Below are 13019 nucleotides of genomic sequence, written 5' to 3'. Positions count from 1 at the left end.
CCTCGGCGTTCGCCGCCGACTTTGTGAGTGGTAGAAATGGCGTATGCCGAAAGAATCCTCTCAGGCTGCCGGAGCAGGGGCCCCGCACCGCGTCGTCGTCATCGTCGACGCGAACTCCAACCCCTTCGAGCTCGGCTGCGCCACCGAGGTGTTCGGCCTGCGCAGGCCCGAACTCGGTCGTGATCTCTACGAGTTCAGCCTCTGTTCGCCCGAGCCGCGCACCCTGATGCGGGACGGCTTCTTCACGCTGACAGGCGTCGCCGGACTGGACGCGGCCGATGCGGCGGACACCCTGATCGTGCCCAACCGTCCCGACATCGAGGTTCCCCGCCGCCCGGCCGTCCTGGATGCCGTTCGCCGGGCGCACGCCCGGGGAGCCCGGCTCGTCGGCTTCTGCAGCGGCGCCTTCACGCTCGCGGAGGCCGGAGTGCTCGACGGGCGCCGCGCCACCGCGCACTGGCAGTGGGCGGACGACTTCCGGGCCCGCTTCCCCGGCGTACAGCTCGAACCGGACGTGCTCTTCGTCGACGACGGCGACATCCTCACCGCCGCGGGCAGCGCCGCCGCACTCGACCTCGGACTCCACCTGGTCCGCCGCGATCACGGAGCCGAGGTCGCCAACGCGGTCAGCCGCCGCCTCGTCTTCGCCGCCCACCGGGACGGTGGACAACGGCAGTTCGTGGAGCGCCCTGTGCCCGAAGTGCCGGACGAGTCCCTGGCCCCCGTACTCGCCTGGGCCCAGGAACGGCTCGACTCGGCCCTGTCGGTGCCTTGTCTCGCGGCGCGCGCCGCACTCAGCACCGCGACCCTGCACCGCCGCTTCCAGGCCCAGCTCGGCACCACGCCCCTGGCCTGGCTCACCGGCGAACGCCTCACGTTGGCCTGCCGGTTGATCGAGCGGGGCGTGGCCCCCTTCGAGACGGTCGCGCGGCGCAGCGGGCTCGGCACCACCGCCAATCTGCGCGCCCTGATGCGTCGCGAGACGGGACTGACTCCTTCGGCGTACCGACGCCGATTCGGGCCCGCGTCCAACTGACGCGGGCTGACAACACTCTGATCTGGGGGAATCATGACGGCTGCGGATGCACCGCCCATCGTCTTCGTACACGGGACCAGGTTCAGCGCGGGACAGTGGAGCCCGCAGCTCGCCGCGCTCCGAGAGGAGTTCCGGGTGGCCGCCGTCGACCTGCCGGGCCACGGCGCCCGCTCCGCTGAACCCTGGAGCCTGAACGCGGCGACGGAGATCATCGCCTCAGCGGTGGACTCGCTCGACCACGGCCCGGCGCTGGTCGTCGGACACTCGCTCGGTGGGTACGCCTCGCTGGAGTTCGCGCGGCGCCGCCCGGAGCGGCTGCGGGGGTTGGTCCTCGCGGGCGCAAGCGCCTCGACTCGTGGTCCGTGGGCGACGCCGTACCGGTGGGCCGCCGGGCTCGTCCCCCGTATACCGGCGGACCGGTTGACCCGCTGGAACGACAGGCTGCTGCGTCGGCTCTATCCGCCCGAGGTGGTGGACGCCACCGTCCGCTCCGGCTACGCCTTCCACACGCTGCCGGCCGCCTGGGGCGAGGTCCTCGGCCGCTTCGACGCGGATGCGATGCGTCATGTGGCGGCTCCCGTGCTCATCCTGAACGGCGAGAAGGACAGCGTCTTCCGGTCCGGCGAGAGGGACTTCGTCCGCGCGCATCCGCACGCCCGTGTCGAACTGATCCCGCGGGCGAGACATCTCGCGAACTTCGACGACCCGGCTGCCTTCACCGATGCCGTCCGCCGCTTCGCCCTGCAACTACCCGCTCACAGCTGAGCGCGCCGAGGAGGTGGTCGCAGGGCCCGGCACTTGCCCCTCAGCGTCGGCGCGTGCCCCGCCCGCGGGCCAGCGCCTTCGCGTCCTTCTTGAACGCCCACTCCATGTCGGGTTCCATCGCGAACCGGAAGAGACGCTGCACCGGCGGCGTGCACAGCGCGGTGATGACGGTCGCCGCGGCGAGCGTGACCGTGATCTCGCCGAGCGGCGTGTGCAGCCAGTCGAGCTCGTACCAGTCCCAGAAGCGGGAGCCCTTGGCGAGGAAGCCGTGCAGCAGATAGCCGTAGAGCGTGCCCGCGCCAAGGGCGGTGAACCAGAGCTTGCGCCCGGGTACCCAGGCGAAGAAGCACGCGACGAGGACCACCGAGCAGCCGAACATCGCGAGCGTCATCACGCCCCCGGTCCAACCGGGCGCGGCCAGCTCCTGTGCGCTGTCCCGACGGTAGAACCAGGCGGCGTTCATGCGCGGCGCCGCCCAGTACGCGAACAGCATGACCATCGCGAAGACGGGCAGCGCGATCAGCCGGGCTTCGCGGCGGCGCACCATCTGGAAGTGCTCGGGCTTCAGACACAGGCCGAGGACGAAGAACGGCAGGAACTGCAGCACCCGTTGGAGGTCGAGGTCGTCGCCGATGTCCGGCGAGACCGAGGCCAGCACGGCGATGGCGAGCGAGAGCGGCAGGGGCCAGCGCACCACCTTCCACAGCGGGGTGGTGAGCCGCCAGATGAAGAGCGCGATCAAGAACCAGGTGAGGTACCAGGGGTCCAGCAGGCTGATCGGGTACGTGGGGTCGTCGTCCGCGTAGCGCTTGAAGAAGGTGTACGCGACTTCGAAGATGACGTACGGCACGGCGATGCCGGTCACCAGGCGCTTGAGGCGGCCGGGGCTCGCGTCGAAGCTGCGCGAGAAGTAGCCGGAGATGACGATGAACGCCGGCATGTGGAACGTATAGACGGTGATGTAGAGCGCGGCCGCCGCACGGCTGTCGCCGCGCAGCGGCTCCCACGCATGGCCCATCGCGACCAGCACGATCGCCAGGTACTTCGCGTTGTCGAAGAACGCGTCTCGCTGCTTGACCGGCGGTTTCGGCGCCACGGTGGGGGCTTGTGGCGCCGCCGGAGGGGCACTGCGCGCGGCGGGCAACGGCGTTCGCAACGCCCCGGCTTGGTCCACCGACCGGACAGGCTCACTCACGGGACCTCCCGGGGGAACCCGGGCCCGCGGTCTCGCGTCTTACAGTGAATGCGGGTGCTACACCTGTGTAGAACATCACCGGCACCCTAGCCACCGAAGCCCCCACACGTACAGTCACGCCGCCTGTGAATCAGCCGAACGCCGCCGGAGAGGGTCCGACCAGCTCGGTCAGGACGTCCTCCATGGTGACGAACCCGAGCACCGTGCCGCTCTCGCCGGTGACCGCGGCCAAGTGGCTGCCCGCCGCCCGCAGCGCGGTGAGGGTGTCGTCGAGCGGGGTGTCGATGTGCACCCGCGTGACCGCGTGCAGGGCGCCGCGCGGGAAGGGCCGGTCCCGCTCGGCGATGCCCAGGGTGTCCTTGATGTGGAGGTAGCCGAGCAGCGTGCCCTCCGGTCCTGTCACCGGGAAGCGGGAGAAGCCCGCGTCGGCGGCCACCCGCTCCAGGCGCGCCGGGGTGACGGTGTGCTCGACGGTGCGCATCTTGGCCGCCGGTACGAGGATCTCGCCGACCGGCCGGGTGCCGAGCTCCAGGGCGTCGCGCAGCCGCTCGCCGTCCGCCGCCGACAGGAGCCCGGCCGCGCTGGAGTCGATGACCATACGGGCGAGCTGGTCGTCCGTGTAGACGGACTCGACCTCGTCCTTCGGCTCGACCCGCAACAGCCTCAGCAGGGTGTTGGCGAAGGCGTTGATGCCGAAGACGACCGGCCTGAGGGCACGGGTGAGGGCCACCAGCGGCGGGCCGAGGAGCAGCGCGGTCCTGGCGGGCGCGGCGAGCGCGATGTTCTTGGGGACCATCTCGCCGATCAGCATGTGCAGATACGTCGCCACGGTCAGGGCGATGACGAAGGCGATCGGGTGCACGAGCGCGTGCGGGATGTGGACCGCTTCGAAGCCGGGTTCGAGGAGGTGCGCGATGGCGGGTTCCGCCACCGCGCCGAGCACCAGGGAGGAGACGGTGATGCCGAGTTGGGCGGTGGCCATCATCGCGGAGATGTGCTGAAGACCCCACAGGGTGATGCGGGCGCGCTTGTCGCCTTCTTGGGCGCGGGGTTCGATCTGGCTTCGGCGTACCGAGATCAGGGCGAACTCGGCGCCGACGAAGAACGCGTTGGTGAGCAGCGTCAGGGCGCCGATGGTGAGCTGGATGGTGGTCATCGTGCCTCCTCCACGGCCTGGCGGGGCACCTGGAGTGCCGGTTCGGTGATGCTGATCCGGTCGGCGCGGTGGTGCTCGACCGTCAGGACGGCCAGTTGCCAGCCGTCGAGGTCGAGGGCGTCGCCCTTGGCCGGGATGCGGGACAGGCGGGTGGCGATCAGGCCTGCCACGGTCTCGTACGGTCCTTCGGGCGCGGTGAGTCCTATCGCGGTGAGCTGGTCGATGCGGACGCCGCCGTCGGCCTCCCACACCGTGCGGCCGTCCGGGGCCGTCTGTGCGGGCAGCAGATCGGGGACCTCTACGGGGTCGTGCTCGTCGCGGACCTCGCCGACGACCTCCTCGACGATGTCCTCCACCGTCGCCACACCTGCCGTGCCGCCGTACTCGTCGATCACGACGGCCATCGTGCGGGTCTCCCGCAGCCGCTCCAGAAGCCGGTCCGCGGGCAGGCTGTCGGGCACGAGGAGGGGCTCGGTGGCCAGCTCGGTGACCGAGGTGAGCCGCCGCTTCTCGGGGGCCAGGGCGAGCACGTCGCGGATGTGCACGGTGCCGATGACCTCGTCCAGGCTGTCGCGGAAGACGGGGAAGCGGGACAGCCCTGTGGCGTGTGTCAGGTTCGCGGCGTCGGCGGCCGTGGCGTGCGCCTCCAGAGCGCGTACGTCCACCCGCGGGGTCATCACGTTCTGTGCCGTCAGCTCGCTCAAGTGCAGTGTGCGGACGAACAGTTCGGCGGAGTCCGCCTCCAGGGCGCCCTCGGCGGCCGAGCGCCTGGCCAGGGCGACCAGCTCCTCGGGGGTGCGCGCGGAGGCGAGCTCCTCGGCGGGCTCGAGACCGAAGCGGCGCACGACGTGGTTCGCGGTGTTGTTCAAGTGCCGGATGAACGGTCCGAAGGCGGCGGTGAAGCCGCGCTGCGGTGCCGCCACCACCTTGGCGACGGCCAGCGGCCGGGAGATCGCCCAGTTCTTGGGCACCAGCTCGCCGACGACCATCAGGACCACGGTGGAGACGATCACCCCGAGGACGCTCGCCACGGGGGACGCGGCCCCGCCGAGCCCGGCCGCTTCGAGCGGCCCGCGCAGCACGGCCGCGAGCGAGGGCTCGGCGAGCATGCCGATCACCAGGGACGTGACGGTGATGCCCAGCTGTGCGCCGGACAGCTGCAGGGTCAGGCGCCGGACGGCTTGGAGGGCCCCCTCGGCGCCCCGCTCGCCCGCCTCGGCGGCGCGCTCCAGGTCACTGCGCTCGACGGTGGTCAGGGAGAACTCGGCCGCGACGAAAACCGCGCAAGCGAGCGTGAGGAGCAGGGCGAGCAGCAGAAGCAGGATCTCGGTCACCGTGCCACCCCCGTTCCCTCGCGCTCGGACAGCGGGCGGGAAATGGCACGGTTCGTACTGGGAGGCTCACCCATTGCGGGTCCGTGGCTCCTTCTCGTACTCGTACGTGGTGTCGTACGAGGGCGGTGGCAGGGAAGCGGTAGTGCTTCTACAGCCACTGTAAAGGAACGGCAAACTGATCCGGCAGGCCTGTCGGTCCAGAGCGGGCCTGCCGGTCTAGAGCGGGGTGGCCGCGTGCAGGATGAGGACCATCGTGACGGCGGAGTTCGCCGACGACATGGCGGAAGCCGCCGCCCCCGCGGCCGCCGCCCAGGCCGCGAGCCCCACCGAGGTGAACAGGGACGGCCAGGTGCGCGCGGCGGGTGCCGGGCCGAGGAGAGCCGCGACCCGGCGCGGTACGGGTCCCGGCGCGGCGAGTCCGGCGAGGGTCGGGGCCGGGGCGCCCCGGGAGTGGAGGGCCGCCTTGCCGATCGCGCGGGCGACGGTTCTGCGGTCGCCGACGACGTGCGCTGCGTCCTCGTCCGCCCATCGCTCGGTGGTGTAGGACACGGCCGTGCGCAGCGGGCGCAGGAACGGATTGGCGCGCGCGGCCAGCTGTACGGCCAGGAGATAGCGGTGGTGCCGGGTCGCGAGGTGGGCGCGCTCATGGGCGAACAGGGCGCGGCGCTCCGCGGGGGCGAGGCAGTCGAGGAGGGCGGTGGTGACCACGACCCGGTCGCGGACGCCGCCGGGCAGCGCGTACGCGTAGGGCTCGTCGTCGGGCAGGACCGCGACGGCGGTGCCGGGGAGCCCGGCAAGGGCCTGGTGGGCGCGGCGGCGTACCTGACGGTGGCGCCACAGAGTTCTGCCGCACGCGGCGGCCACGGCGAGCAGCCCGGGAATGGCCAGGCGCCCGGCGACCTCGTCGTACGGGACGGCGGCGCGCACCTCGGGGTCCGACCAGCCGTCCGGCAGCGGGTTACCGGGCAGCTGAGCCGTGCCGACGACCATCAGCAGGCCCAGGCACAGAGTGCTGCAGAGCGCCATGACCGCGGCGACCGTCGTGAGCAGTCGGGTGGCGGTCCGCGGATGCAGACGCTGCTCGGCGAGCCGGGCGACCGGCCAGGCCGTCAGCGGAAGGACCAGGGGCAGAAGGACGAACATCCCCATGACGGTTCAGACGTCCTTCTCCGCTTCGGCCTGCCGCAGGAACTCCCGCAGCAGCTGCTCGTCCCCGGGCGGCAGGGCGGTGAGGAAACTGGCCAGGACCGCCTCCCGGTCGCGCTCGCCGTCGAGCACCTTGCGCATCTTGCGTGCCGCGAGACCCGCCTCGTCGGACGACGGTGTCCACGCGAAGGAGCGGCCCGCGCGCTCACGGGTCACCGCGCCCTTGTCCAGGAGTCGGGTGAGGATCGTCACGACCGTCGTGTACGCCAGGTCGCTGCCGAGCCGCTCCTGCACCCAGCCCGCGGTCGCGGGGCCTTCCGCCTCGCGCAGGGCCGAGAGGACCTGTGCCTCCAGCTCACCCTGCCCCCGCCGCCGGGAACGCCGCTCCTGCTCCGCCACGCCCGTCTCCCTTCCGCCGCCTCGTCGTCAAAGGACGAGGCTAACGCCCGGTCCAGGGACAAGCCGCCACCCCTTGACCCCACCATGACAGCGAAGCCCGATAAAAACAGCATTGCTCCGCCTCGTAGCGCGCATTAAGGTCACTCAGGTGACTGCCGGGTCGGCCATGGGCCACGTACGAGTGAGGCATCCGGCCTCGGCGTGAGCGCGAGGCGGGCCAGAGCCCCGCCGTCCCCTCTTCCGTCTTACCTCCCCGCGCCCCATGCGGCGCACCTCCAGTGGAACCCAGGACCCGGAAGAGACATCACCCATGACGTCACCCATGCCGCGCGAGCAGCACCCCTACGCCCCCGATTCACCTGTCACGCCCAATTCACCTGTCACCACGGTCCAGTTGAACCACACCGCCGTCTTCGCCAAGGACCGGCGGCTGTCGGCCGAGTTCATCGCCGTGATCCTCGGCCTGAAGGTCGGCGCCCCGTTCGGGCCGTTCCTGCCCGTCGATCTCGGCAACGGCGTGACACTCGACTATTACGCGCCGAGCGACGAGCACATCCAGTCGCAGCACTACGCGTTCCTGGTGCCCGACGAGCAGTTCGACGCCATGATCGCCCGCCTGGAGGCGGTCGGGGTCACCTACTACGCCGACCCCAACCACACCGAACCCGGCCGGATCAACCGGCTGTTCGGCGGTCGCGGGGCGTATTTCGCCGACCCGGACGGCCACAACATGGAGATCATGACCCGGCCCTACGCCCGCCCGTAGCTCCATGGAGACGTGATTGAGGCATCGTGGCCCGCCCGCTCCCGCAGCGGGCGGGGCACGGGTGTCCGGCCGGGACCGCTGAGACCTGGCCCGGGCCGCCCGCCGTGCGGCGGCGGGGCAAGGTGACGCCCTGAGCGTCGTACGGGCCCCGGGAGTCACCTTGTTGACACATACGGCACCCGTACGGAAGGCATGCGCACCCGCTACAGGACGGCGCAAAAGGCTCATTGCCGCTCTTGTCCGGCGGCAGTAAGAAGGGGAATCGACGCTAAAACGTTGCGGCCGCAGCGTCCTGAAAGGCATCACATCGCAGCTCCGAGAGAAGCCGGGTGATCCAGAATGGCGCAAGACCCGCACACCGCAGTGACGAACGAGCCGCAGGACGGAGCCCAGTCCCTGGCCGCCGAGCAGGAAGCGGTCCTGCAGCCGCCCTCCGAGGGGACTCAGGGCCAGGTCCAGCAGTCGATGGGGGAGGGTCTGGAGAACGTCGAGGGCTACCGGCGCCCCGACCACTTCGCACCGGAGGCCTGGACGGCCCCGACCGCCACGCTCCCCGACATCGGAGAGGCGTCGTACGGCCCACCGCCGCTGGCGCCCGAGACCGTGCACGGCCCCGACGACCGCGTAAAGATCAACGACACCAGCGTGTATCCATGGCGGGTGCACTGCTACCTGCTGATCACCGCCCGCGACAACGCCCTCTACCAGGGCACCGGCTGGCTCCTTGGACCGCACACCCTCGCCACGGCAGGGCATGTCGTCTACATCAAGGGCAGCGGTGTGGCGGGCCGTGACGGCTGGGTGAAGAGCATTCAGGTCATGCCGGGCCGCAACGCCGCCTCCCTGCCCTACGGCAGCATCACCTGCACCAGCTTCCGCTCCGTGACCGGCTGGACGGACAACGGCGACGAGAACTTCGACTACGGCGCCATCGTCACGCCCTCCAACATCGGCTCCACCACGGGCTGGTTCGGCTTCGGCGTCTGGTCCGACTCGGACCTGCTCAAGACCACCGGTAACATCTCCGGCTACCCGGGCGACAAGCCGTCAGGGACGCAGTGGTACGCGGCACGCGGGATCGACTCCGTCGCCGCGCGCAAGGTGTACTACGACATCGACACCGCCGGTGGACAGAGCGGCAGCTCCGTCTACCGCATCGACAGCACCGGCCGCTACGGCTTCGGCATCCACGCCTACGGCGGCTCGCGGGTGAACTCGGGAACCCGGTTCACCACCCCGGTCTTCAACAACTACGTGGCGTGGAAGGCGTGAGCTGACCCCGATGAACGGCAGCAGGTCCGCAGTGGAGATCACCGGCGTCGTCCGCGACGCGTCGGGCAACCCGGTGCCGGGCGCCCACGTCCTGTTCACCGACGGGCCCCAGCCCCTGCCGGACATCGCCGCCCTGACGGACGCCGAGGGACGGTTCTCCCTCAGCGCCCCCACAACGGGCGTGTACACGCTCACCTGCCGGGCGGACCCTCTCTGGGGCCCGCCCGGCACGGCCGTGGCCACCGTCCGCGTCGAGCCGTCGGCACAGGCCGCCCTCCCGGGGCCGCTGCGGATCGAGCTGACCCTCGGATGAGGGGCGCGTGCGGCACCGAGCGGCAGTGGTGGACATGCGTGGCGCGCCACTCCTGTCTAGCGTCACGAGCATGAACACTGTCCCGCAGCGTTTCGAGATCCTGCTGGTGCCCGAGTTCTCGGGGAACGGCGAGAGTACGACCGATGCACGCGGCGCCCTGCGCTCGGCCGTCGTGGTGGCCACGGGCGAAACCGGAGCCTCCGGGTTCCCCCGGTACACGGGCGACGGGATGGAGGCAGACATCGACCCCGGGACCCGCACCGTGGAGGCGCTCCTCGTCGACGGCTCCGAACTCGACTACGGGCTCTCGGCGCGGGTCGCGGATCTGTAGCGGGGCTGCCCGGACCGGCTGGGCCGGAGCACCGGTCCGGTCACAGCGGCGGGGCCGCCTCGGCGGCGAGCCGTGCCAGCGTGTGCACCAGGCCGCGTGGTGAGTCGTCCTGCCCGGGGCCGACCGCTCCGGTGGGCGAAACGGTCCCCACCACGGCGTCGCCCGCGTGGACCAGGATGTGGCTGGGCGGCTCGAGTCGGCGGGCCTGGTCGATGACCGTGGCGGCGTCGCCCGCGAAGCGGGCGCTGAGGTCGATGACCAGAACGTCGGGCAGCAGGGCGCGGGCCCGTGCGAGCGCGAGGAAACTGTCGTCCGCATGGGAGATGACGTACACGCCCGGGACGGTCTCGATCTGCGGGATCAGGGCGCCGGCGCGGTGTTCGGCGGCAAGGACCAGCACGGTCAGCACGTCGTTCTTGTCCTTCGCGTGGTTCCTTGGCGTGGCCCGGGTTCCAGCGGCGCTCGCCGTACTGCGATCAAGACTTGGCCAGTCGTTTCAGCATGTCATCCGACGCGTCGGATCCGGCGGTATCCGCAGCGTGGGCGTGTCCGCTGCCGGGCCGGACAGGCAGGTGTGAGGGGGCACCGTGCGCCTGGTCCGGCCGCTCGAACGTGTCTTCGGCGCTTCCTGAACAGCGGTCCAACCGGCCCTGCCCGCGGGCGAACCGCTCCTCAGTCGACTGATTGCCGAACATGGGGGTACTCGGCTGCCATGCGAACCCACAACCAGCCGTTCGACCGCTGATCACAGACGCCCCGATCGGTGCCCACGTCGCGTGGGCACCCATCGGCCGGCCTCGGCGCCGAACGGACCACGAGACAAAGGGAGGCAGCCATGATCACCGCCGTCATCATCGCCGTGGTCGTCATTGCGGCAGCCGCCGTCCTCATCGTCGGACTGCGGCGAGCCCGGGGCGGCGGACGCGGCCTGAAGAACCGCTTCGGGCCCGAGTACGACCACACCGTCGCCCGCCACGACGGCGACGTACGGGCAGCCGAGCAAGAACTCCGTGACCGGGTACGACTTCACGGCTCCATCAAGGCCGAGCCCCTGCCGCCCGGCGCGCGCGAGCGGTACCTGGCCCAATGGGCCGGTGTCCAGGAGCAGTTCGTCGAATCCCCGCAGCAGGCGGTCGCCGAGGCCGACGCGCTTCTTGCCCGCCTGGCCAGGGACCGGGGCTTCCCCGACGGCGAGCGCTTCGAGGAGCAGGTGGCCGCGCTCTCCGTGCACCACGCCCACTCCGTCCACGGCTACCGCAGCGTGCACACGGCGGCATACAAGAAGGGCGGCACCGAGGAACTGCGCGAGGCCATGGTCGAGGCCCGGCACCTCTTCGAGGCCCTGACCTCCGAGCACGCGGTCGACTCGAACCGGAACAGCTCGCCCCGTAACAGCCGGCGGTCCCCCGCCGACCGCGGCCACGCACCGTGGGCACTGACCCGACGTCACGCGAAGGGAAGCGGCACGTCATGACGGACGCCAAGCACCTCACACCGCACGAGCCGGTTGTCGGCAGCGGCTCCCCCGCTCCCGCCGCCGTCACTCCCGTCACCCCCATCCCCCCGGTCACCGAGTCCGCCCCCGGCTCCGTACTGCTTCCGCAGGACGAACGGGACAAGCTCGGCCTACGACTCCAACAGGCCCTCAGCGCCTTCGTCGACGACCCCCGCCAGGCGGTGAGAGAGGCCGACAGCCTCTTCGACGACGCCGTCAGGCATCTGACCGAAACCCTCGCGGAACGGCGGCGGACCCTGCGCACAAGCTGGCAGGGCCAGGACAGCGAGACGCAGACGGAAGAACTGCGCCTCGCTCTGCGGCAGTACCGCGAATCCGTGGAACAACTGCTGCGCGTCTAGGCACGAGGCGGTCGGCGCGGTGGTCCGCCACCGCCCTGGCCCCCGGAAACCGGGTCAGCCGTTGGGCAGAATGACCGCCCGGCCGCTGATCCGGCCCTCGTGCAGGTTCTCGTACGCCTTGGGTGCGTCGTCCAGGGCGTACGTCTCCACGTGGACGTCGATCACGCCGGAGCGCGCCAGGTCGAGGACCTCGATCAGCTCGGACCTGCTGCCCCAGTAAGGGGCGCGGACCGCCGCGTCGTAGGGAGTCGTGCCGAAGCCGACGGACGCGATCCCGCCGCCGATGCCGACGATGGTGATGTCCGCCTCCACCGCGGCGCAGGCGGTCGCCGTAGCGATGGTGGGCGGTGCGCCGACGAAGTCGAACACGGCGTGGGCGCCGAGGCCCCCGGTCAACTCGCGGACCTTCGCCGCCGCGTGCTCGTCCGACAGGACGGTCTCGTGGGCGCCGACCTTGCGGGCGAGGCGCAGCTTCTCCTCGGTGACGTCCAGGGCGATCACCCGTGCCGACGTCAGCGCGCGCAGCAGCTGGATGGCGACGTGCCCGAGGCCCCCGGTGCCGATGACCACGGCGGTGCTGCCGGGGGCCAGCTTGGGCAGGGAGGTCTTGATGGCGTGGTACGGGGTCAGGCCCGCGTCGGTGAGCGGCACAGCGGTCACCGGGTCGAGGTCGCCGAGCGGGACCAGATGGCGCGCGTCGTCCACGATCATGTACTCGGCGATGGCGCCGGGCGCCCCGAGCCCCGGCGGGCGGATGCCGAGCTCGTCGGCGCGCGTGCAGTAGTTCTCCTTGCCCTGCGCGCACATCAGGCAGGCTCCGCAGCCCCAGGGGCCGTAGACGGCCACGGAGTCGCCGACCTCGAAGCCGGTGACGCCCTCGCCCAGCGCGGCGACCGTCCCCGCGCCCTCATGGCCGAGGGTGAGCGGTAGTGGGAAGGGCAGCGCCTCGGCGGGCCAGCTCATCACCGCGATGTCGGAGTGGCAGACGCCCGCGGCGGTGACCTTCAGGAGTACTTGGCCGGGACCCGGCTCCGGGCGCGGGACGGTGACCACCTCGGGGGCGGCGCCGACGCTGCGGTACTGGACGGCCTTCATCTCGGCGGACAGGGCGGGTTCTTGCGCTGACATCTGGGATGCCTCTTCTCGTTCTTGTTCTGTGCGCTCTGTGTCCCCCGGTGTGCATCTATTCCCGTGTCGGCGTGGCGCGAGCCGCCGTCGATCGAGTGGTAGTTGCTCATGCGTCCGACTCTACTCCCGCCAATGTCCCAATGAGACATGTGACCCATTGGGACACCGTGCGGAGACGCGCAGACACCTGGGCACACGGCAACGGGACCCCACGGGCCCCACCCCCCCGCGTCCCCCGCCCCCCTTTCTCCCTTTTGACACCTTCCGGTTTTCCCCTTTCTCTGACTCCCCCCTACTCCGGCCCCCCACTCACTCCTCTCT

The 13019-nt window shown here is 71.1% G+C and carries 15 protein-coding genes; 8 read left to right on the top strand and 7 right to left on the bottom strand.

Annotated features, from left to right (window positions below; translation table 11 throughout):
* The first annotated feature begins 43 nt into the window (after positions 1 to 43).
* Positions 44 to 1036: a GlxA family transcriptional regulator gene (locus ACZ5CR_RS39225; protein WP_468866835.1), complete on the top strand. Its 993-nt coding sequence runs from the start codon at positions 44 to 46 to the stop codon at positions 1034 to 1036.
* A gap of 33 nt (positions 1037 to 1069) precedes the next feature.
* Positions 1070 to 1801, top strand: a complete 732-nt coding sequence (locus ACZ5CR_RS39220) for an alpha/beta fold hydrolase (RefSeq protein ID WP_468866833.1) — start codon at positions 1070 to 1072, stop codon at positions 1799 to 1801.
* A 40-nt stretch (positions 1802 to 1841) separates the two neighbouring features.
* Here the strand turns inward: ACZ5CR_RS39220 and ACZ5CR_RS39215 are convergent, their stop codons facing one another.
* From ACZ5CR_RS39215 to ACZ5CR_RS39195, 5 genes are all read right to left on the bottom strand, one after another.
* A complete protein-coding gene (locus tag ACZ5CR_RS39215) occupies positions 1842 to 2996 on the bottom strand; it encodes an acyltransferase family protein (RefSeq protein ID WP_468866830.1) in 1155 nt (384 codons plus the stop codon).
* 130 nt (positions 2997 to 3126) lie between these two features.
* Positions 3127 to 4152: a hemolysin family protein gene (locus ACZ5CR_RS39210; protein WP_468866828.1), complete on the bottom strand. Its 1026-nt coding sequence runs from the start codon at positions 4150 to 4152 to the stop codon at positions 3127 to 3129.
* A complete protein-coding gene (locus ACZ5CR_RS39205; RefSeq protein WP_468866826.1) occupies positions 4149 to 5486 on the bottom strand; it encodes a hemolysin family protein in 1338 nt (445 codons plus the stop codon). Before ACZ5CR_RS39205 ends, ACZ5CR_RS39210 begins: the two co-directional genes overlap by 4 nt.
* A gap of 216 nt (positions 5487 to 5702) precedes the next feature.
* Positions 5703 to 6635, bottom strand: coding sequence for a M56 family metallopeptidase (locus ACZ5CR_RS39200; RefSeq protein WP_468866824.1), 933 nt, complete (start codon positions 6633 to 6635; stop codon positions 5703 to 5705).
* Positions 6636 to 6641: 6 nt separating this feature from the next.
* The gene (locus tag ACZ5CR_RS39195; RefSeq protein ID WP_453533707.1) at positions 6642 to 7031 is read right to left on the bottom strand and encodes a BlaI/MecI/CopY family transcriptional regulator; all 390 of its coding nucleotides are present in this window, start codon (positions 7029 to 7031) and stop codon (positions 6642 to 6644) included.
* Between the two features lie 322 nt (positions 7032 to 7353).
* Here ACZ5CR_RS39195 and ACZ5CR_RS39190 point away from each other — a divergent pair, with 322 nt between their 5' ends.
* The 4 genes from ACZ5CR_RS39190 to ACZ5CR_RS39175 all read left to right on the top strand — a co-directional run bounded on the left by ACZ5CR_RS39190 (position 7354) and on the right by ACZ5CR_RS39175 (position 9713).
* Positions 7354 to 7797 carry a VOC family protein gene (locus tag ACZ5CR_RS39190; RefSeq protein ID WP_468866916.1) on the top strand — a complete coding sequence of 148 codons (444 nt, stop codon included), beginning with the start codon at positions 7354 to 7356 and terminating at the stop codon, positions 7795 to 7797.
* A 339-nt stretch (positions 7798 to 8136) separates the two neighbouring features.
* Positions 8137 to 9069, top strand: coding sequence for a trypsin-like serine peptidase (locus ACZ5CR_RS39185; RefSeq protein WP_468866822.1), 933 nt, complete (start codon positions 8137 to 8139; stop codon positions 9067 to 9069).
* A gap of 10 nt (positions 9070 to 9079) precedes the next feature.
* A complete protein-coding gene (locus tag ACZ5CR_RS39180) occupies positions 9080 to 9382 on the top strand; it encodes a carboxypeptidase-like regulatory domain-containing protein (RefSeq protein WP_468866820.1) in 303 nt (100 codons plus the stop codon).
* A gap of 70 nt (positions 9383 to 9452) precedes the next feature.
* Positions 9453 to 9713, top strand: a complete 261-nt coding sequence (locus ACZ5CR_RS39175) for a hypothetical protein (RefSeq protein WP_468866817.1) — start codon at positions 9453 to 9455, stop codon at positions 9711 to 9713.
* Positions 9714 to 9753: 40 nt separating this feature from the next.
* Here ACZ5CR_RS39175 and ACZ5CR_RS39170 read toward each other — a convergent pair whose 3' ends face one another.
* The gene (locus ACZ5CR_RS39170) at positions 9754 to 10122 is read right to left on the bottom strand and encodes a hypothetical protein (protein ID WP_468866816.1); all 369 of its coding nucleotides are present in this window, start codon (positions 10120 to 10122) and stop codon (positions 9754 to 9756) included.
* 426 nt (positions 10123 to 10548) lie between these two features.
* On the opposite strand from ACZ5CR_RS39170, the gene ACZ5CR_RS39165 reads away from it, so the two are divergent.
* Entirely contained in the window at positions 10549 to 11187 is a 639-nt protein-coding gene (locus ACZ5CR_RS39165) for a hypothetical protein (RefSeq protein WP_468866814.1), read from the top strand.
* Positions 11184 to 11570 carry a PB1 domain-containing protein gene (locus ACZ5CR_RS39160; protein WP_468866812.1) on the top strand — a complete coding sequence of 129 codons (387 nt, stop codon included), beginning with the start codon at positions 11184 to 11186 and terminating at the stop codon, positions 11568 to 11570. Before ACZ5CR_RS39165 ends, ACZ5CR_RS39160 begins: the two co-directional genes overlap by 4 nt.
* A 54-nt stretch (positions 11571 to 11624) precedes the next feature.
* Here the strand turns inward: ACZ5CR_RS39160 and ACZ5CR_RS39155 are convergent, their stop codons facing one another.
* On the bottom strand, positions 11625 to 12665 hold the full coding sequence (locus tag ACZ5CR_RS39155; RefSeq protein ID WP_468866914.1) for an NAD(P)-dependent alcohol dehydrogenase: 1041 nt from the start codon (positions 12663 to 12665) through the stop codon (positions 11625 to 11627).
* Positions 12666 to 13019: the final 354 nt, after the last annotated feature.

The organism is Streptomyces sp. NPDC031274, from assembly GCF_055570235.1.
The sequence above is the reverse complement of the archived record's forward strand: the minus strand, read 5'-3'. Positions and strand labels throughout refer to the sequence as shown.

Bases quoted from the DNA above. Each gene is read 5' to 3' on its own strand.
- ACZ5CR_RS39225 (WP_468866835.1), top strand. From the start codon at position 44: ATGCCGAAAGAATCCTCTCAGGCTGCCGGAGCAGGGGCCCCGCACCGC.
- ACZ5CR_RS39220 (WP_468866833.1), top strand. From the start codon at position 1,070: ATGACGGCTGCGGATGCACCGCCCATCGTCTTCGTACACGGGACCAGG.
- ACZ5CR_RS39210 (WP_468866828.1), bottom strand. From the start codon at position 4,152: ATGACCACCATCCAGCTCACCATCGGCGCCCTGACGCTGCTCACCAAC.
- ACZ5CR_RS39200 (WP_468866824.1), bottom strand. From the start codon at position 6,635: ATGGGGATGTTCGTCCTTCTGCCCCTGGTCCTTCCGCTGACGGCCTGG.
- ACZ5CR_RS39190 (WP_468866916.1), top strand. From the start codon at position 7,354: ATGCCGCGCGAGCAGCACCCCTACGCCCCCGATTCACCTGTCACGCCC.
- ACZ5CR_RS39185 (WP_468866822.1), top strand. From the start codon at position 8,137: ATGGCGCAAGACCCGCACACCGCAGTGACGAACGAGCCGCAGGACGGA.
- ACZ5CR_RS39180 (WP_468866820.1), top strand. From the start codon at position 9,080: ATGAACGGCAGCAGGTCCGCAGTGGAGATCACCGGCGTCGTCCGCGAC.
- ACZ5CR_RS39175 (WP_468866817.1), top strand. From the start codon at position 9,453: ATGAACACTGTCCCGCAGCGTTTCGAGATCCTGCTGGTGCCCGAGTTC.
- ACZ5CR_RS39165 (WP_468866814.1), top strand. From the start codon at position 10,549: ATGATCACCGCCGTCATCATCGCCGTGGTCGTCATTGCGGCAGCCGCC.
- ACZ5CR_RS39160 (WP_468866812.1), top strand. From the start codon at position 11,184: ATGACGGACGCCAAGCACCTCACACCGCACGAGCCGGTTGTCGGCAGC.
- ACZ5CR_RS39155 (WP_468866914.1), bottom strand. From the start codon at position 12,665: ATGAAGGCCGTCCAGTACCGCAGCGTCGGCGCCGCCCCCGAGGTGGTC.